Annotated in this window: 20 protein-coding genes; 14 read left to right on the top strand and 6 right to left on the bottom strand. The window is 57.0% G+C overall.

The features are described from left to right. Window positions 1-96 precede the first annotated feature (96 nt). From AC6IY8_RS03595 to AC6IY8_RS03605, 3 genes are all read left to right on the top strand, one after another. Complete coding sequence (locus tag AC6IY8_RS03595; protein ID WP_497777326.1) at window positions 97-1,503, top strand: N-acetylmuramoyl-L-alanine amidase family protein; 1,407 nt, start codon at window positions 97-99, stop codon at window positions 1,501-1,503. Beyond that, a complete protein-coding gene (locus tag AC6IY8_RS03600) occupies window positions 1,500-2,087 on the top strand; it encodes a GerMN domain-containing protein (RefSeq protein ID WP_497777327.1) in 588 nt (195 codons plus the stop codon). The genes AC6IY8_RS03595 and AC6IY8_RS03600 overlap by 4 nt, the downstream gene beginning before the upstream one ends. A gap of 129 nt (window positions 2,088-2,216) precedes the next feature. Further along, window positions 2,217-3,089 (top strand): Tll0287-like and HAMP domain-containing protein, encoded by an 873-nt coding sequence (locus AC6IY8_RS03605; protein WP_497777328.1) that lies wholly within the window; start codon window positions 2,217-2,219, stop codon window positions 3,087-3,089. Here the strand turns inward: AC6IY8_RS03605 and AC6IY8_RS03610 are convergent. Further along, window positions 3,086-4,210 carry a serine/threonine-protein kinase gene (locus AC6IY8_RS03610; protein ID WP_497777329.1) on the bottom strand — a complete coding sequence of 375 codons (1,125 nt, stop codon included), beginning with the start codon at window positions 4,208-4,210 and terminating at the stop codon, window positions 3,086-3,088. The genes AC6IY8_RS03605 and AC6IY8_RS03610 overlap by 4 nt on opposite strands. Before the next feature lie 179 nt (window positions 4,211-4,389). On the opposite strand from AC6IY8_RS03610, the gene AC6IY8_RS03615 reads away from it, so the two are divergent. The 4 genes from AC6IY8_RS03615 to AC6IY8_RS03630 all read left to right on the top strand — a co-directional run bounded on the left by AC6IY8_RS03615 (window position 4,390) and on the right by AC6IY8_RS03630 (window position 8,654). Beyond that, window positions 4,390-6,519: a M28 family metallopeptidase gene (locus AC6IY8_RS03615; RefSeq protein ID WP_497777330.1), complete on the top strand. Its 2,130-nt coding sequence runs from the start codon at window positions 4,390-4,392 to the stop codon at window positions 6,517-6,519. A 97-nt stretch (window positions 6,520-6,616) separates the two neighbouring features. After that, window positions 6,617-7,921 carry a dicarboxylate/amino acid:cation symporter gene (locus AC6IY8_RS03620; RefSeq protein ID WP_497777331.1) on the top strand — a complete coding sequence of 435 codons (1,305 nt, stop codon included), beginning with the start codon at window positions 6,617-6,619 and terminating at the stop codon, window positions 7,919-7,921. Between the two features lie 52 nt (window positions 7,922-7,973). After that, a complete protein-coding gene (locus AC6IY8_RS03625) occupies window positions 7,974-8,342 on the top strand; it encodes a hypothetical protein (RefSeq protein ID WP_497777332.1) in 369 nt (122 codons plus the stop codon). Window positions 8,343-8,456: 114 nt separating this feature from the next. After that, window positions 8,457-8,654, top strand: coding sequence for a hypothetical protein (locus AC6IY8_RS03630; RefSeq protein WP_497777333.1), 198 nt, complete (start codon window positions 8,457-8,459; stop codon window positions 8,652-8,654). Between the two features lie 66 nt (window positions 8,655-8,720). Here the strand turns inward: AC6IY8_RS03630 and thiC are convergent, their stop codons facing one another. Beyond that, entirely contained in the window at window positions 8,721-10,205 is a 1,485-nt protein-coding gene (gene thiC, locus AC6IY8_RS03635) for a phosphomethylpyrimidine synthase ThiC (RefSeq protein ID WP_497777334.1), read from the bottom strand. Between the two features lie 230 nt (window positions 10,206-10,435). On the opposite strand from thiC, the gene AC6IY8_RS03640 reads away from it, so the two are divergent. The 6 genes from AC6IY8_RS03640 to AC6IY8_RS03665 all read left to right on the top strand — a co-directional run bounded on the left by AC6IY8_RS03640 (window position 10,436) and on the right by AC6IY8_RS03665 (window position 13,971). Beyond that, window positions 10,436-10,885, top strand: coding sequence for a cytochrome c maturation protein CcmE (locus AC6IY8_RS03640; protein WP_497777335.1), 450 nt, complete (start codon window positions 10,436-10,438; stop codon window positions 10,883-10,885). A gap of 72 nt (window positions 10,886-10,957) precedes the next feature. Then, window positions 10,958-11,707 carry a heme ABC exporter ATP-binding protein CcmA gene (ccmA, locus tag AC6IY8_RS03645; protein ID WP_497777336.1) on the top strand — a complete coding sequence of 250 codons (750 nt, stop codon included), beginning with the start codon at window positions 10,958-10,960 and terminating at the stop codon, window positions 11,705-11,707. Further along, entirely contained in the window at window positions 11,704-12,390 is a 687-nt protein-coding gene (locus AC6IY8_RS03650) for a heme exporter protein CcmB (RefSeq protein WP_497777337.1), read from the top strand. The genes ccmA and AC6IY8_RS03650 overlap by 4 nt, the downstream gene beginning before the upstream one ends. Beyond that, window positions 12,387-13,085, top strand: coding sequence for a cytochrome c biogenesis protein CcsA (ccsA, locus tag AC6IY8_RS03655; protein ID WP_497777338.1), 699 nt, complete (start codon window positions 12,387-12,389; stop codon window positions 13,083-13,085). The genes AC6IY8_RS03650 and ccsA overlap by 4 nt, the downstream gene beginning before the upstream one ends. Beyond that, window positions 13,082-13,219, top strand: a complete 138-nt coding sequence (locus AC6IY8_RS03660) for a hypothetical protein (protein WP_497777339.1) — start codon at window positions 13,082-13,084, stop codon at window positions 13,217-13,219. The genes ccsA and AC6IY8_RS03660 overlap by 4 nt, the downstream gene beginning before the upstream one ends. A gap of 209 nt (window positions 13,220-13,428) precedes the next feature. Further along, entirely contained in the window at window positions 13,429-13,971 is a 543-nt protein-coding gene (locus AC6IY8_RS03665; RefSeq protein ID WP_497777340.1) for a hypothetical protein, read from the top strand. A gap of 67 nt (window positions 13,972-14,038) precedes the next feature. Here the strand turns inward: AC6IY8_RS03665 and AC6IY8_RS03670 are convergent, their stop codons facing one another. Further along, window positions 14,039-14,887, bottom strand: a complete 849-nt coding sequence (locus AC6IY8_RS03670; RefSeq protein ID WP_497777341.1) for an NAD(P)-dependent oxidoreductase — start codon at window positions 14,885-14,887, stop codon at window positions 14,039-14,041. A gap of 125 nt (window positions 14,888-15,012) precedes the next feature. Here AC6IY8_RS03670 and AC6IY8_RS03675 point away from each other — a divergent pair, with 125 nt between their 5' ends. Further along, window positions 15,013-15,891 carry an MBL fold metallo-hydrolase gene (locus AC6IY8_RS03675; RefSeq protein ID WP_497777342.1) on the top strand — a complete coding sequence of 293 codons (879 nt, stop codon included), beginning with the start codon at window positions 15,013-15,015 and terminating at the stop codon, window positions 15,889-15,891. Between the two features lie 4 nt (window positions 15,892-15,895). On the opposite strand, the gene AC6IY8_RS03680 is transcribed toward AC6IY8_RS03675, so the two are convergent. From AC6IY8_RS03680 to AC6IY8_RS03690, 3 genes are read right to left on the bottom strand one after another with little or no spacing between them, the layout of a single operon-like run. Next, window positions 15,896-17,239 carry a glycerate kinase type-2 family protein gene (locus tag AC6IY8_RS03680; RefSeq protein WP_497777343.1) on the bottom strand — a complete coding sequence of 448 codons (1,344 nt, stop codon included), beginning with the start codon at window positions 17,237-17,239 and terminating at the stop codon, window positions 15,896-15,898. A gap of 7 nt (window positions 17,240-17,246) precedes the next feature. Further along, window positions 17,247-17,921, bottom strand: a complete 675-nt coding sequence (locus AC6IY8_RS03685) for an alpha/beta hydrolase (protein ID WP_497777344.1) — start codon at window positions 17,919-17,921, stop codon at window positions 17,247-17,249. After that, entirely contained in the window at window positions 17,918-18,463 is a 546-nt protein-coding gene (locus AC6IY8_RS03690; protein WP_497777345.1) for a hypothetical protein, read from the bottom strand. The genes AC6IY8_RS03685 and AC6IY8_RS03690 overlap by 4 nt, the downstream gene beginning before the upstream one ends. Between the last annotated feature and the right edge of the window lie 10 nt (window positions 18,464-18,473).

An 18,473-nucleotide genomic window follows, 5' to 3' on the forward strand; every position in this document is an offset into this window, starting at 1 on the left:
TCCGGAAGCAAAATGGAAAGGAGGTAGCCGCCGAGCTATCTCCAGCGGGCGAATATTTGTCGTAGGATTAAAGCCGAAAGCCTGCCCGCAATCTGCATGGTGAAAGAGCATCTCAATTTCGTTCGTGTCACGACTTTGCTGTTGGTTCTGTTCGCGGTTGGCTTTGCAGCCGAGCCGCGCAGAGTCAGTGTGTACGCTGCTCAAGCCAGCTATCAGGTAGATATTCTGGTGCGCGACGGCATCGACTATGTCGGCATCACCGATTTGCTTGAGCCTCTTGGGCGACTCGAAACCCACGTTAACGGCAAGGCACTCAGGCTGAATTTCAATGGCGCTGAGAGCGAATTCCAGGACGGAAAGCGGCAGTATCGTGCTCGCGCGAGTCTTCGTGATTTGCCAGCGAATTTCCTGCTCCTCAATGGTCGCGGATATATTCCTGCCAGTGCTTTGGGTCAACTGGTAGCGCCTATTACTGGGCAGTCTGCCGAGTACCACTCTTCCCCCCGGCGATTGTTTGTTGGTCCTACTCAGGTGCGATATTCAGCCGAGCTCCGGCACTCGCCTGCACGGCTTGTTCTTACCTTTCCCGCTCCGGTCAGCCCCGCCAGTGTCATCGAGAAGGGAAGAGTGCGACTGAAGTTTCGCCGTGATCCGCTGGTGAGCAGTGGCGCGGACAACATCACCTACAACGACCCATTTCTGCATAGCACCAGCTTCGCCGAAATTCCGGGTGGTGCAGAGTTCATTGCCAACATTCAGCAGCCCGCGACAGTTTCCACCGGAGATGGTGGACGCACGGTCACGATTTCAGCAGTGCAGGCGTCCGCTACGGTTCCGGTGCCTACTCCGGCGCCGCCGTCGTCTAGTCCAGTGGCGCCGAGCCAGAATCGCGCCCTAAGCGCACGTGTTCGGCCATTTGTGATCCTTGACGCCGCGCATGGTGGTTCCGAGACTGGCTCGGTATTCTCTCCCGACCTAAATGAAAAGTGGGTGGATCTCGCACTCGCCCGCAGACTTCAGAAAGAGCTCGATGCGCGCGGTATCCCAGTGGTGCTCACACGTATTGCTGACAACCTGCTCACGTCGGACCAGAGAGCCGTCTCTGCCAACACGTCTCACGCCGCCTTGTACATTGCTCTGCACTCAACGGCGAGTGGTCACGGAGTTCGCGTGTACACGTCCCTGGTTCCCCCGGCGCAACCTGGACAGACGAGCCAGAATTTTCTTCCGTGGGAGTCGGCGCAGTCGCCCTATATGGCGCAGTCAAGTCTCGCAGCCTCCACCATTGCCGCCGAATGTGGCTCAAGCGGATTTGCCGTGCGCACCTCGGCTGTGCCAATACGTCCGCTGAACTCGGTGACCATTGCTGCTATCGCGGTGGAGGTAGCGCCTTCGGGCGATTCTGTTGCGGAGCTCGGAACGCCCGACTACCAGCAAAAAGTTGTAGCGGCTCTGGCTGCCGGTATCGCAAACCTTCGAGGCAAGCTGGAGGTCGCTCCGTGATCTCACGAACGTTGCAGTACGTCATTGCTTCGCTGGTTGTGGCCATTCTCGCGATGGGTTTCTACCTTGTGCATCTGAAGCGCAAGGCGGAGTCCATGGGCGCGGCTCCGGTGACCCAGTCGCTTGCGCCTCCCGTGAGTGGTCCGGCTGAGCAGTTGACGCTCTACATTGCAAACGATGCTGAAGATTCACTGCGGCCCATCACGATATCGTCGGCTCTTCCCTCCGATCCCGGCGAGCGCGGGCGGTTGGCGCTGCACGCACTGATCAGCCGATACTTGCAGAAGGATTCAACGCACCCTCTGGGCCCGGGCGCGGATGTGCACGACGTCTTTTTCCCTGATCCTGCCTCTGCTGTCGTCAATCTCAACGCGGCGTGTGCAAACGCGCACCGCAGCGGGATCGAAGTGGAGCAGTTAACTGTTTTCTCGATGGTGCGCACACTCAAGGCTCAATTGCCGCAGGTCACCCGCGTCCGCTTTCTCGTAGATGGAAAGACTCGGGAAACGCTCGCCGGGCACATCGATCTCGCAAACTGGCTCGATGTGGCGATGGTGGCTGACGCCTCGAAAGAGCTGAACTAGGCCTTTTCTGCTCGACTTCCCTCAGCAGCTACAGTGAGCATCCTGCTCCTGTCCGGCAGCATCGCACCTTGCCATGCACGTACCCTCGTGCACCTCGCCACATCCCCAGGCATCAGTCAGGAGGCTGCCATGAAACTCATGCTTAAGTTCAATCTGCTGCTGATTGTGCTGATAGCGATTGGGCTGTTCGTGGTATCTCATGTGGCCCGTTCCTTCCTGATGGACAATGCCAAGGCGCAGGTGCTGAAACAGGCTGAGTTGATGATGGAGAGCGCGAGTTCTACGCGCCAATACACGACAGAAGAAATCAAACCGCTGCTACAGGCAAGTGCCGCACACAAAAGGACGTTTTTGCCGCAGACCGTGCCCGCCTATGGCGCGACCAACATCTTCGCCCGTCTTCGAAAGAAGTTTCCCGAGTACACGTACAAAGAAGCTTCGCTGAACCCAACGAACCTTCAGGATCGCGCCGTCGAGTGGGAAACCGATATCATCCAGCACTTCCGTAATAACTCGAACGCAAAGGAACTGGTAGGTGAGCGCATGACGCCTACCGGCAAATCCTTGTACCTCGCTCACCCCATCACCGTGCAGCCGAGTTGTCTCGAGTGTCACAGCGTACCTGCGGCTGCGCCGCGTGCAATGGTTGCGAAGTATGGACCGAACAACGGCTTTGGATGGAATCTGAATGAAGTGATTGCTGCACAGATCGTCTCGCTTCCAACAGAGCTGCCAGTAAAGATCGCGACGAAGGCGTATGGCACTTTGATGTGGTCGTTGGCGGCTACGTTTGCAGCCATACTCGTCGCCATTAACCTCGTGCTCTACTTCCTCATCATCCTGCCTGTGCGCAAACTTTCCCAAGTGGCAGACCAGGTCAGTCTCGGTCAAATGGAGCCCGGGGAGCTTCCTGTTCACGGCAAAGATGAGATCGCGGAACTGACAGCGGCCTTCAACCGGTTGTTTGTGACCGTGACCAAAGCGCTTCGAATGCTTAGCTAGAACTCGCTCGTCCTCAGATGCCCCTGCACTGAGTTCAGGAATTTGCGCCGCGCCTCGGGAGAGTCTATCTCCTTCGCGACCAGATCGCACAATTCGCGCAGATCATGAGCACTACTCGATGCGCGCTTCACCAGCACGCTTGCGATCGGGCCAACATGACTTGCCAGATGCTTCGCAATATCCTGAAGCACTTCCGGCTGATGCAGTGCAGGGTGACCGCTCCCCGCCGGACTATGCGGGCGCACAGGCGTTCCCAAAGATGTGATCGGGACAGTACGGGTAACGAATAACCGTGACGCGTCGCCGGGGGCCGCGGCGTCGAGTGCCTCGCGAAATTCCGATGCCGCCTGCCATCGCTGAGCCTTGTCTTTTGCGAGCGCCTTCATCACCGCAGCCGATAGCGCTTCGGGCACTCGTGGATTGATCTGGCTCGGTGGCGTCGGAAGCCGTTGCAGGTGATTGGCGATGATCTGCGCATAGCTGGTGCCATCGATCGGTAGCCGCCCTGTGATCATCTCGTAAAGCGTCACCCCCACCGCATACAGGTCGGAACGCACGTCTGCCGGATCGCCTGATATCTGTTCAGGAGAAATGTAATGCATTGAGCCAACCACTCCGCCCGCGGACGTCAGTCTCGTGTCAGGCGCACTGAGCGCAAGGCCGAAATCGAGTAGCTTAATGCGGCACGACGGGGTAACCATGACATTCGTTGGCTTGATGTCGCGGTGAATCACGCCTTGCGCGTGCGCATAATCCAGTGCTTCCAATATCGGCCGGGTGAAATCCAGAGCCTGTTCCAGCGTGACTCCGTGGTTCATACGGCTGCCGAGGTCGGCTCCATCCACAAACTCCATCACCATCACGAGCTGGCCCTCGTGGTAGAAAGCGGTATGCAGTTGTGCAATGTTCGGGTGATTCAGATTGGCCAACACGCGAATCTCGCGGTTAAACCGCTCGAGGAGTTCCTCATTACCAACCGAGGTTGATGCGAGAATCTTCAAGGCCTCAATGCGGCCAGTGATCAGGTGCCGCGCGCGGAAGACTCTCCCCATGCCGCCATGTCCAAGCAGGCTGACGATTTCGTATGAGCCGATCAGCGTGCCAGGAGGCCAGGAAGCCATCCAGATATACTAGCGCGAAGTGCTGAAGGCTATTCTCGATAGTCGAGGCATTTTGGGCCACTCACAGCAGCCGAGTGGTATCCTGCAATTTTCTGCAGATTTCAATTAGGTTCCAAAACGAAAAGGACCAATCCGCAGCGATGATCAAAACCCTTGGGGTGTGCACGGCAGTTCTCTCTTTGTCCCTCATCTCTTTGGCACAACAGACTCAGGCGAAATCTGCGGAGATCACTGGCTTCCGGGATTCCGCTGCGGAGCACAAGCTGGAACAGCAGTTCCTTGCCGTTCCCCAGCCCAAGCTAGCCCAGGAGCATCTGCAAACTCTGACGAGGGTTCCACATATCGCCGGATCACCCGAAGATCGCGAGACTGCCGAGTACGTCGCGAAGAAGTTTCGCGAGGCTGGATTGGAGACGCGGATCGATTCCTACAAAGTGTGGCTTAACCTGCCCAGCCAAATCTTGGTGGAAGCCACAGCTCCTGCAGGGCTTACCATGCACGGCCCAACCCGAGAACACGTGGAAGGCGATCCCTTTCAGGATGATCCCCGGGTCGTCATGCCTTTCAGCGGCAGCTCCCCGTCCGGAGAGGTCGAGGCCGAGGTGGTCTATGTGAACTATGCCCGCCCTGAAGATTTTCAGAAACTCAAGCAGATGGGCATCGATGTCCACGGCAAGATTGCAATCGCGCGCTACGGTCAGAATTTTCGTGGCGTAAAGGCTCTCACGGCGCAGGAGGCGGGTGCCGTTGGCCTCATCATCTACTCTGACCCGATCGACGACGGCTACTTCCGCGGGGATGAGTACCCCAAAGGACCGTACCGTCCGGCGACAGGTGTTCAGCGCGGCTCCGTCCAGTTCACGTTTGAGTATCCCGGGGACGCCACGACACCGGGAGTTGCCGCTACAACCGATCTGCCGGCTGCCGACCGAATCGCGCCAGCAAAGGCGGCCAATCTTCCAAAGATTCCTGTGACGCCGCTGTCGTATCACGATGTGGCGCCTCTGCTTGCAAAGTTGGCAGGCCCTGAGACTCCACGCGAATGGCAAGGTGCGCTCCCGTTCACGTACCACGTAGGATCCGGCCCGGTTTGCGTACATATGAAGCTGGTAGAGGACTACAACTATACGACCATCTGGAATGTGATCGGCACCATCAAGGGAGCGACGCAGCCGGAGTCCATCGTCATTGCCGGAAATCATCGCGATGCCTGGGTGTACGGAGCTGTCGACCCAAGCAGCGGTACGGCCGCCATGCTCGAAGCGGTCCATGGCATCGGCGAACTGCTGAAGTCCGGCTGGCGCCCGCAGCGCACGATTGTCTTTGCTAGTTGGGATGCGGAAGAGCAAGGGCTCATAGGGTCGACCGAGTATGCCGAACAATTCTCGACTCCGCTGCAGAATGCCGTAGCGTACTTCAATATGGACGTTGGAGTGGCCGGCCCGGATTTCGGCGCATCGAGCGTTCCCAGTCTCAAACAGTTCATTCGCGAAATCACGCGTGAAGTTCCCAGCCCCAAGGGCGGCACCGTGTACGACGTCTGGAAGGCTCAGACCGAAGCTGCGCGGCGCCGCAAGAACAGCGCCGAAGCTGGGTCATTTGCCGAACGTCGTGGAGATGCTGATCGCGGGGACGTTCATGTTGGCGACCTCGGCAGCGGTTCCGATTATTCAGCATTTATCCAGCACCTCGGCGTACCTTCGTCTGACATAGGTTCGAGCGGTCCTTACGGTGTTTATCACTCGGTTTTCGATAACTACGCCTGGTTCACAAAGTTTGCCGATCCGACGTTTGTATATGAGCAGGAGATGGCGCGCGTGTTCGGACTGGAAGTCCTCCGCATGGCTCAGGCCGATGCTCTTCCATTCGACTACGAGACCTATGGCGTCGAGGTTCGCAAGCATTTGGAGAATGCGCAACGCCGCGCTGTGGAACTGGGGTGGAAAGGGCAACCGGACTTTGCCCCGGCGTTCAAGGCCGCTGATCGCCTGATTGCCGCTGCTCGATTCGTTCGTCCTTTCACATTAACGGCGACCGGCACCAGGCTCGCCACTTTGAACTCAGCGCTGCTGAATACCGAGCACGCGATGCTCGGACAAGGGCTTCCTCATCGCCCATGGTTCCGCCACACCATATATGCTCCTGGTAAATATACCGGGTACGCGGCTGTCGTCCTTCCGGAAGTGAATGAGGCGATGGACCGCAATGATGCCGCCGCTGCTTCCAAGGGCTTAGGCGAGATAACGACGGCCCTCGAGCGCGCCGCTGGAGTGTTGGAATCTGTATTAACCAATCTTTCGCGAGAATAGTCACAAGCAATTGTGACGCGTGTCGCTCGCTTTTGTGCGCGCGAAGTGATACTTATCCTGAACGTTTTCTGATTTTAACTGGGGGAGCTTTACGCTCATGGGGAAGGTAAGCGGAAAGGCGTTCTACAAAAATCTGTATTTTCAGGTGCTGGTGGCGATCGCTATCGGTATTCTTTTAGGACATCTCAATCCTAACGCTGGCGCCGCGATGAAGCCATTTGGGGATGGCTTTATCAAGCTCATCAAGATGATGATCGCCCCGATCATCTTCTGCACCGTCGTGCTGGGCATATCCGGCATGGAAGACATGAAGTCAGTGGGCAAGACCGGGGCCCTGGCAATCCTGTATTTCGAAATCCTGAGCACAGTTTCGCTCGTCATCGGGTTGGTGATCGTTGATGCGGTCCATCCCGGCACGGGAATGAACGTGAACCCTCTTACCCTGGACACGAAAGCGGTTGCCGCCTACACCGGTCCCGGCAAAATGCAGACGACAACAGGATTCCTTCTCGATGTGATTCCTGACACGATCGTGGGCGCCTTTGCGAAAGGCGAAATCCTCCAGGTACTGTTCTTCGCCATCCTGTTTGGCTTCGCGCTGCACATGATCGGCGGCAAGGGACGCATGATTCACGACGTCATCGAGGAATTCTCGCGGGTACTGTTCCGCATCGTTGGCGTGATCATGCGCGTCGCGCCGCTCGGAGCCTTTGGCGCCATGGCGTTCACCATAGGCAAGTACGGCATGGGAACGCTATTTCAACTTGGCAAGCTGATGGCGTGTTTCTACTCGACATGCTTGCTCTTCATCTTCGTAGTCTTGGGATTGGTCGCCTGGATGCACGGCTTCAGCATCTGGAAATACTTGAAGTACATTCGTGAAGAGCTGTTCATCGTACTTGGAACCTCCTCTTCCGAAGCGGCGCTGCCCCGCATGATGATGAAGATGGAAAACGTGGGCGTGCATAAGTCGGTTGTCGGTCTTGTAATTCCCGCCGGCTACTCCTTCAACCTCGATGGCACTTCCATCTACCTGACAATGGCTGCAATGTTCATCGCGCAGGCCACCAACTGCCATCTGTCGCTCGGGCAGCAGATTGGTCTGTTGGCCGTCCTAATGCTCACCTCCAAAGGCGCAGCAGGAGTGACCGGCAGCGGATTCATCGTGCTGGCTGCGACTTTGTCTGCTACCGGTTCGGTTCCGGTCGCGGGTGTCGCCCTGATCCTCGGCATCGATCGCTTCATGAGCGAAGCTCGCGCGCTCACGAACCTGATTGGCAATGGCGTGGCGACCATCGTAGTAGGCCACTGGTGCAAGAGCCTCGATGAGGTCAAGATGCGTCATGTGCTGCACGACGGAGCCACGATCGAGGCCGAAGAACCGGAAACCGTTGCGGTCTAGTCGAAGTGTTGAAGGTAGTCTGGAGCCCCGAGTTGCTGGTAGAAAGTAAACAATGAGAGGCAGCAAAACCCGATATACCTTCATTCTGGAATTCCTTGGCGGCACCTACGTCCGCCAAGCCTCTGGAGAGTCCCCTGAGCTGGCATTGCGCACTTGGCTGCGCAGTGCCAGCGACGAGGATTTTGAGTGGGCCACCTACCGCAAGTCTCTCCTGCAATCGACTGAGGGCGAACGCGCACAACCCGTGGAAGGTTGCCAAAACGTCTGGTCAGTCTCCGGCCTCGCTGGCGATCATCTTTTCCTCATTCACATCATCGCCACCAATAGCGGTCCCTCTGAGGGCACGCTCGTTGCCGAGAAGCAATTGGAGCACGCTGGCGCTGATCCGAAGCGTTGGGGTGGGTGGGGAGATCGCTGGTAGCCATCGCCTCAGGCCATCCTAGAAAGATCTGCGTTATGTCCAGCAGATTCGTAGGGCCTTACCCTGATTCAAAACCTCGTCTTCGACAATGAGAATTGCGATCGAGGGAAAGACATGTTCCGTGAAATGAATCGTTTTGTCGCCGCGCACGACCGCTATGTTGCGCTCGACGATGCCCGTACTGAATGCACCAATCCTGAGCAGCGGGAACTAATGCACATTGAGATACTCGAAGCCTATCTGGAAGTTCAGCGCAGAGCGCGCCGCATCGCCGGACTGCAGGCTGCCGAAGGAATCCGTTCCGAGAACTAAAGAGCATTAGCCAAGAAGAAGGCCGTGCATTTCTGCACGGCCTCTCCATTGTTCTTGCTTGAGCTGCTACTTCTGAGAAACCAGTTTCACCAGCCCTGAGTAGTCCTTCTTCTCCAATCCATGAACCTGCTTGTTGTACTCATCCACCTTAGAGGAGTAGTTCATGGAGCAGAACTTCGGACCGCACATAGAGCAGAACGACGCGTCCTTGTAGAACTTATCTGGGAGCGTCTCGTCATGCATCGAGCGCGCCGTCTCGGGATCGAGCGATAGCTCGAACTGTTTCTCCCAGTCGAACGTGTACCGGGCATGGCTGAGAGCGTTGTCGCGGTCCTGCACGCCGGGACGGTGCCGCGCGAGATCAGCCGCATGAGCAGCAATCTTATAAGCGATAATGCCGTCCTTCACATCCTTTTCGTTCGGCAATCCAAGGTGTTCCTTCGGAGTGACGTAGCAGAGCATTGCTGCACCATACCAGCCGATCATTGCGGCGCCGATCGCCGAGGTGATGTGATCGTACCCCGGCGCAATGTCGGTGACGAGCGGTCCAAGCGTGTAGAACGGCGCGCCGTCGCACCACTCCACTTCCTTGTCCACCTGCTCCTTAATCTTGTCTATCGGCACATGACCTGGACCTTCGATCATGACCTGCACATCGTGCTTCCAAGCGATGCGCGTCAGTTCGCCAAGCGTCTTCAGTTCAGCGAACTGGGCTTCGTCGCTGGCATCGGCAATGCATCCTGGGCGCAGGCCGTCGCCCAATGAGAAGCTGACGTCATACTTCGCCATGATCTTGCAGATGTCTTCGAAGCAGTCGTAGAGAAAGTTCTGCTTGTGGTGGTGTGCCATCCACTGCGCCAGGATCGCTCCGCCGCGGCTCACGATGCCGGTGATGCGCGAGGCGACCAGTGGCAGATATTGCACCAGCACTCCGGCATGGATTGTCATGTAGTCCACGCCTTGCTGTGCCTGTTCTTCAATGACTTCGAGCATCAGTGAAGCTGTCAGATCTTCAATGCGCTTCACTCGCGCGACGGCCTCATAGATCGGCACGGTTCCCATTGGCACGGGGGAGTGTCGCAGCAAGGTTTCGCGGATGCCATGAATGTCGCCGCCCGTGGATAGATCCATCATGGTGTCGGCGCCATAGTGCACTGAGGTATGCAGTTTTTTGAGTTCCTCCTGAACATTGGAGGTAACGGCCGAATTGCCGATATTCGCGTTGATCTTGCAAAGCGAGTCGACGCCGATGCACATCGGTTCCAACTCGGGGTGGTTGATGTTGGCAGGAATGATCATCTTGCCCTCAGCCACCCTGGTGCGCACCAGTTCCGGAGTGATCTTCTCGCGCTCGGCTACGTACAGCATCTCTTCCGTGACCTGGCCCTTACGCGCAAAGTGCATTTGCGTCATGTTCGTATCGCAAGTGCGCGCTGATTCTTCACATCTGCGCGCAATCCACTCCTGCCGCAGTTTAGGAATTCCGTCTGAGATTTCGTGTGGCGAGACGCTGCCGGTTGTATTCCCGTTTGATCCGTTGCTTCCGCTCATTCCTGCAACCCCTTCCTGCTTCGATAACCGCAATTATACGACGCGGAGGTGTGAACAACTCCAGGCTCTTACTTTGTGAGTCTTGGGGCAACTCTGATGCATCCAAACAACGGGTTTAAGTGCATTTAGCCCGTTGCCTTGACCCATGTGGCTCGCTGAAGTACGCTCTTAGTCAACGGGGAAGGGGATGGCAGTTCTGATAGCGCTTGCTGCTCTCCTTGGGATGGAAAATGAATAAATATTTAAAGTTCGGTGTGCCCATCGTGCTCATCGTCACCGGCCTCGCCTACCTTGCCTTCAGTGGCGTTCAGGAGAGCAAGAGCTACTATGTCACCATCAAAGAGATGAACGACATGGGCAGTGGCGTTTACACGAAGCGCCTCCGTGTAGCGGGCAATGTGCAGCCTGGGTCGATCCACCGACAGGGCACTCACGTCGAGTTCGTTCTTGCCGAGCAGGGGCGCACTCTCAACGTGGTGTATTCCGGTACGGAAGCGCCGCCCGACACATTCAAGGACAATTCACAGGCGTTGGCAGAGGGCAGCTACGGTCGCGATGGCGTGTTCCATGCCAAGCAATTGCAGGCCAAGTGCGCATCGAAATATGCTCCTGCACAAAATGGTGCTCAGGGAGCAGGAGCAGAGAAAGCTCAAGCTGCCGCGCCCTCCATGTCCCAGTAAAGGATCTGGAGGCCGCCATCACGCCTCGAACCCGCCACTTCCCGGAGAGGACGCGTTACACTCGCATAACGTGTGACTGATAAGACCCAACTGCAATTCGCTGTTTCCGTTCGGGACGTAGTACGCCATTTCGGACGCTTTGCCGCATTGCGCGGAATCACCGCCGATTTCGCTCCCGGCAAGCTTTACGTATTGCTGGGCGAGAACGGTGCAGGTAAGAGCACTCTGCTGCGGGTGATCGCTGGCCTCCTTGCCCCTTCGCGCGGCACTGTCCGTGTGCTTGGTTCTGAAAACATACGCTCTGTTGCCACTCGCTTCGGTTATATGGGGCATGCTCCATTGCTTTACGACGAGATGTCGGCGCTTGAGAACATGGAGTATTTCGCAGCCCTCTACGGCATCACCGATCGCACGCGCTGTGAAGATGCGATTCGTACCGTTGGTCTTGACCCATCGCTTGAGCGGCGCGTCGGCCAGTACTCCCAAGGTATGCGGCAGCGCATTTCACTTGCGCGCGCCATTGTGCACGGCCCTGAACTGCTCTTCCTCGACGAACCGTTTTCCAATGTCGATGTGCGATCGGCAAAACAGATGACGAGCCTTCTGGCCAAGATGCGCGATCGCGGGACGACAATCTTCGTAGTGACTCACCAGGCCGCGCTCATGGAGCCTGTCGCTGACGAGTGTCTCGTGCTCGATGCCGGACGCCTCATCGCGCGCGAGCGGGGAATTCCTGCACGTTTGCTGACGCCGTATTTGTCTGAAGAACGTGCTGCACTGCGGAGCAATGTTGCGGAGCCCAGTCTGGAGGCCGATCGATGACCTCTGCTCCTGGCATATGGGCGATTACGCGGCGTTCGCTCGCAAAGGACTTGCGGCTCGAATGGCGTTCCAAGGACGCCATCAACAGCATGCTGTTCTTTGCACTGCTCGTGGTCGTAATCTTTAGTTTTGGTTTTGACCCTACGGCTGAGGAGTCGCGCAAAATCGCCGGAGGCCTGCTATGGGTTGCGATTCTCTTCGCCACCGTCGTTGCTCTTAATCAGACGTGGACGCGCGAGCTGCGCAATCAGGTGCTGGATGCATATCGTCTGTCGCCAGCTCCGGCTCAGGCGCTGTTTCTCGCCAAGGCCGTTGGCAATTTCATCTTCGTTTCTGTTCTCGAAGTTCTGATGGTGCCGCTCTTTGTCGTGTTCTACAACCTGCGCTCGGTTGGCCCTGTATGGCAGTTGGTGGTTGTCGCCCTGCTCTCCACCTGGGCGCTGGTTGTGAATGGAACATTCTTTGCGGCGCTTTCGATTCGCACGCGCAGCCGGGAAATCATGCTGCCGTTGATACTGTTTCCAATCTCTATACCCGCTTTGCTGGCGATGGTCGATGCGACCACCTCGATCCTCACGGGCGACAACTCGCCTATCTTTTGGATTCGTCTTCTTGCGGTGTATGATCTCGTGTTTACCACGGTCTGTTTGATACTGTTTGAGCCGGTGCTTAACGCCGAATGAACACTCTATTCAAAGTTCTCGCAGCCTTAACCGTAGCGCTTCTTGCCTATGGATTCGCGCAGGCCATGTACATTGCGCCTACCGAAGCTACCATGGGTGATGTACAGCGCATTTTCTACTACCACCTGCCGTCGGCCTGGGTAGCGTTCCTGCTGTTCTTCGTGAATTTCCTTGCCTCCACCTGGTACCTAATTCGACGCTCGCATAGAGCTGACGCGCTTGCCTTGGCATCGGCGGAGGTAGGTGTGTCCTTCTGCACCATCGTGCTGCTGACGGGCCCCATCTGGGCGCGTCCTATCTGGGGCATCTGGTGGACGTGGGATGCGCGACTCACCAGTACGCTTGTCTTGTGGCTCATCTATGTGAGCTACCTCGTGCTCCGTCATTACGCCAGCGGCGGCCAAGTTCCTGTGCTCGCCGCAGCGCTTGGAATATTCGGGTTTGTCGATGTTCCGATCGTGTATATGGCTATCCGCTGGTTCCGCACGCAGCATCCACAACCCGTAATTGGAGGCGGTCAGGGATCGGGACTCCATCCGGCGATGTGGGTAGCCGTGCTCTGGAATCTCGCTGCTTTTGCCATGCTGGCAATCCTGTTCGTCTGGGTCCGCTATCGCCAGGCACTCGAGGAGCGGGCGTTGGAAGAAGCACACGCGCAGGCGGCGCTTGATTACGAGACGGAGGGCTCGCGATGAACAACGCAGCGAACAATGTATATCTCTATGCTGCCTATGTTGTTGTGTGGGCTGTCCATGCGGTTTATGCGTGTACTCTGCTGGCCCGCAACAAGCGCATGAAACGTGAAGCGCGCGAACTCAAACAGCGCTAGCACTTCTAATATTTTCGATACGCCGCGACTCTGATCGCGGCGTTCTGCTGTCAGGTGACCTCACGCAACTTTCTCGCGCCGCCGTGTTTCCACATATATGTACGCGCCGTGAGGGCGCAGCCGCACTCCGCATTGCTGGATGCAGCATTTGCCACGGAGCGGCGATCTAAGCACGCAAGCGTTTGTTTCGCCAAGAAAGTTGAGGAGATATGAAAAAGTTAGCTGGACTGGTTGCTGCCTTGCTGATCTGCAGTATTGCAGCGTTTGCTCAGGGGCATCAGGAAGGACACCCGGGAGGCGGTCACGAGGTCGGTGGCGGCCACATTCCGCAACGCGGCCCCGCACCTGTAGTGCGTCCCGCGGGGAGGCCTGACAATCGCGGCGATCATCCTGTGTTCCGCGACAATCCCGGACATCCAGAGGGACCGCACGTGCACCCCGATGACCGCTGGATTGGTCACGACACTGGACGCGGTGATATCCACTACCGGCTGGATCGCCCTTGGGCGCATGGGCATTTCCCGGGAGAGTTTGGGCCCCGTCACTTGTGGCGGATTGAGGGCGGACGTCCGGATCGTTTCTGGTTTGGCGGATATTTCTTCAGCGTAGCTCCTTACGACTACCCGTACTGCTCCAATTGGGATTGGGGCGGTGATCAGATTATCCTCTACGACGATCCTGATCACGTCGGCTGGTATCTGGCTTACAACGTACGCCTCGGAACCTACGTTCACGTCCAGTATCTTGATTGATTGCGCATTGCGGAATGATGAAAGCCCCGGATCAACCGGGGCTTTCGTGTGCAGGGGCTTTCGAAGGCTACAGTTGCTTCACGGTTTCGACCGTTACCGCATAGTCGTCGTTGGCGTGCCCGGCCTCCACCGCCTTCTGGTAAACCTTTTCAATCTGCTGTAGTGCGGGCAATTGCACATTCTGTTGCTTTGCGGCGTCGAGCATCAGGTGAATATCTTTCAACATGAGCCGCAGCGGGAAGTTGGGACTCCAATCATTCTTCAGCACGAAGCTTGATTTGTAATCCGTAACGCCGCTCTTGATCATTGAGGAGTTGATCAGGTCCACGAGCTTTTCAGGAGGAACACCGAGCTTACCTGTCAGCGCCAGTGCTTCGGCAAATCCCTCGAAGATCGAAGCGATCATCAGATTCATTCCGATTTTTGCACTCTCTCCTGCCCCTGTTTCGCCGACGCGTATTACTTTCTTCCCTAGCGCCATGAACAGCGGATCCAGTTGCTGAACCACCTTTTCCGGTCCACCGACGATGAAGAGAAGCTGCGCGTTTTCCGCGCCAATCTTCGATCCTGTTACGGGAGCGTCCACGAATTCCGCACCTTTTGCGCGTACTCTGGCCGCAAAATCCAAGGTTGCTTTCGGCGCGATCGTGCTTGAATCGATGACGGTCACTCCGGGACGCAAAACCGATTCAACACCCTGCGGTCCAAAGAGAACACCTTCAACCGCTTTCGTATCGGCGACGCAGATCCAGATGACCTCGGCGTTTTTGGCAGCCTCGGCTGGAGAAGCCGCCACGCGCGCGCCGTCAACGGTTTTCGGCGTGCGATTCCATACCGTTACCTCGTGCCCGGCCTTAACCAGGTTCGCCGCCATCGGACGCCCCATGATTCCCAATCCCAAGTACGCAATCTTCACCAGACTTCCTCGCTTTCGTAAATTCAAAAATGATTAAAAGCCAGCCTTACTAATCTTGCAACTCTCAGCAGGTAAAAACAAACGTTACAATCTTTGCCCGATGTTTCTGCGTCCAATAGAGTGCGATGCTAAACATTAGTATCAGCAGCAAAGCGGGGCAGCTTCGTAAACTCGTTCAGCACTCCGCCATGGCGAAGCGCACTGGGCGCACCTATCGTCCCGTTCTCGCCGCGGCGGGGCAAATGGGTGTCACTTTCATCGGGCATTCATCTTTTTTTCTGCAGGTTGGCGGCGCGAATGTAGTCATCGATCCAATCTTCGCTCCATGGCTCTTCGTTTTAAAGCGCCTTCGACGACCGGGGCTCCGCATTCAGGATCTTCCACCGCTTGATGCTGTTCTGGTGACCCACGCTCACTTCGATCACCTTCACCGTCCTTCGCTACGCGCCATCGCCCGTGCGAGCCGCAAACGTGGTCGGGCGCCCGTGCTTATCGTTCCAGAGAACGTTACTGATCTTGTGTACGATCTTGGATTTGATCGTATCGTGGAGCTTAGCTGGTGGAAGGAAGTTCGTCTCGGAGACACTCTCGTCACGGCTACTCCGTCCAAACATTGGGGCGCGCGCGTGATCCGCGACATGCATCGTGGTTACGGTGGATACGTGCTGGCCGACGGTACGCATTCCGTCTATCACTCGGGAGACACTGCATTTTTCAGTGGATTTCGCGAGATCGGTCATCGCCTGCAACCGAAAGTCGCGCTGCTGCCCATCGGGGCTTATTATCCCGATAGCTTCCGCGCCGTGCACACCAGCCCCGAGGAGGCTTTGCGAGGATTCGTTGATATGGGGGCACAGTACATGATTCCCATGCACTTTGGCACCTTCAAGCTATCGCAGGAACCGATCGATGAGCCAGTAAAGCGCCTCATGGCGGCAGCCCGTAGAATCGGTGTCGAAGATCGTGTTCACGTGCTCGAAGAAGGTGTACCCGAATTCTTCTAGCGCACTACCACGCCAGCAACACGCGAATGTCGCGAACGTTCGTCCCCGTGTATCCGGTCATGATGGTGTCACCCAAGCCGGTGAAGAACGGGTAGGCATCGAATCTCGCCAATGCATCGCTCGCACTCAGCCCCTTGTCGGCCGCACGCTCGAGAGTGGTGCCATCCGCGACCGCGCCTGCTGCTGGGCTGTTGCCGTCGATTCCATCAGTGCCGGCGCTGAGAATCGAAATGTTCTCGCCCTTGATGCGTTCTGCGCAATACAACGCGAACTGCTGATTGCGTCCGCCTTGACCGGGCTTGCCGTCCACCGTCACAGTTACTTCTCCACCGGAAATGAGGCACACACGCGAGACCCCCTTGCGCAGTTCGCGAATACGATCGAGCAAGTAGTCCGCCGCTTTGCGATAGTCCCAGTCGTCGCAGGAGTTATCAATCTGGACAGCGAAGCCCTTCATGGCTGCGTTTTCCACTGCGGCCTTTTGCGCTGAAACGTTCGAGAGAATAGGCCACCAGCGCGCCCGCTCAAATAGCGGATCGCCTGCTTTAGGTGTCTCTTCCAGGCTACGCGTCTCGAACAATGTCCTTACACTCGCGGGCAACTGCGGCATCAGCTTATAGCGCTCAACGATTTCGTAGCACTGCTCCACTGTGCTGGTGTCCGGCATCGTCGGTCCGCTCGCCAGCGAATCCAGTGCATTATCCGGCACATCTGAAATCAGAATCGAGAGCTGGTGAGCTGGTGCGGCAGCAAGTGCAAGGCGTCCGCCCTTCACGGCCGAAATATGCTTGCGGACCGCATTGATCAGTGCGATCGGTGCGCCGGAATGAACCAATGTGCGGTAGGTCTGTACCAGGTCGTCGTAGCTGATGTCGTCGCTAATTGGCTTCTCGACAATAGCCGAACCGCCGCCGCTGATGAGGTAAATCACGAGCGAGCGACCGTTCAACGACTCTAACGACCGCAGAATCGCGTCTGCCGCTCGCATCGATTCATGATTGGGCATGGGATGCCCGCCCTCAAAGTAGCGGAAGCCAAAGACCTGCGACGAAGGAGCCGTCGGGGCGCAGACAATGCCCGTGGCCCCCACCCCGGGTCCCAGTCGCGACATCAAAGCTTCGAGACTGCTGTGTGCAGCTTTTCCAAAAGAGACTACGAATACACGAGAAAAGGTCCCGAGATCATAAAGGTCTTCGCCGACACGCAGAATCCCACGTTCGTAGTGGATGTTCTTGCTGAAACCCCGTTCAATACTGCTCTCATCCAACGCGTGTTGAAAGATGTCACGCGCATTTGTACGCATCTCGGTCGCGGTGATGGTAGTGGAACCCTTGTCGGTCGCAGTCATGCGGGGATTATACGGCAGGCACGGGCGCCGGCCCTACAACTTCTCGCACCCAAGAACTAAGTTCCGTACGCATTTGGTCCAGATGCCCGGTGAAGAAATGGTCTGCATCGGGCACCAGCACCAGACGCTTCGGCTCCGCTACGGCGTCGAATATCTGCTCAAGTCGGGCGGCAGGGGCATACTGATCCTTCGCCCCGCTCAGCAGAAGCTTGGGTAGGTGGCTGGCTTCGAGCGCCTCATACGTGTATTCGCGACCATCGGCGTTTACCGGGATACCAAGTCCGATCAGCGCCTCCATGTTGGGATACTCCACGGCTGCGCGCAGACCGACCGCCGCTCCAAACGAAAATCCGGCGAAGATCAGGGGGAGGGAAAAGCGTCGGCTCACATAGTCCAGCGCAACGCGAACATCGTTCTCTTCACCCTCTCCATAGTCGTGCTCCCCGGCACTGGTCCCAACGCCACGAAAGTTAAAACGTAACACCGGGAAGCCGAACGAGTTCAACGCCTTCATCGCATGGAAGACGACCTTGTTGTGCATGGTGCCACCGAAAAGCGGGTGCGGATGCGCGACCACGCACGCATACTGCGCACCCGGCACACCGAAATTCAGCAGTGCTTCGAGCTTTCCAGCTTCGCCTTCGAGATAGAAGGATTCAATGCTGCCGTGCCGAACCGTCATCCACGCGCCTTCAGCTTTATGGAATCCAGCACAGCCACTCCAGTCTTGCCTTCACGCGATGTGAGTGGTCGGTTCGTATGGCAAGTGCCCAGCAGCAGGGTCTGTCCGTTCGAGATGAAGCGAACAAACCAGTTGTCACCTTCCTCATCGCGGAAGCGCGCACTGGCCTTCTGCTTGGTCGCGTTTCCACGCTGCAGGCCTTTGGCGACCGGAGCTGTTTCGAGGAAGTGCTGCAGGTAATCGCGGGCATCGAGTGACTTGACGCTCTGGTTACGCTGATACGCCGTCACGATCACTGTCGTCTCGCTGGCTTCCGACTCGACCTGTAGATCATCATTCGTCTGCCGCAGACTCCAGAACGCCGGCACCGCGATGCTCACATGCCCACGTGGCACAATGTAAGTTCCAGGGTGGAATCCGTTGCTGCTCGCTTTAGAGGTTTTCGTTTTAGCGGAGGCCGGAGCTGCTTTCCGGGCTGCTAATTTCTTTGCCGCTTTCCTTGGTGTCGCGGTCTTCTTTGTGGTCTTCGCTTTAGTGGGCATGTTCTCACTC

This window comes from Koromonas soli (assembly GCF_059726265.1).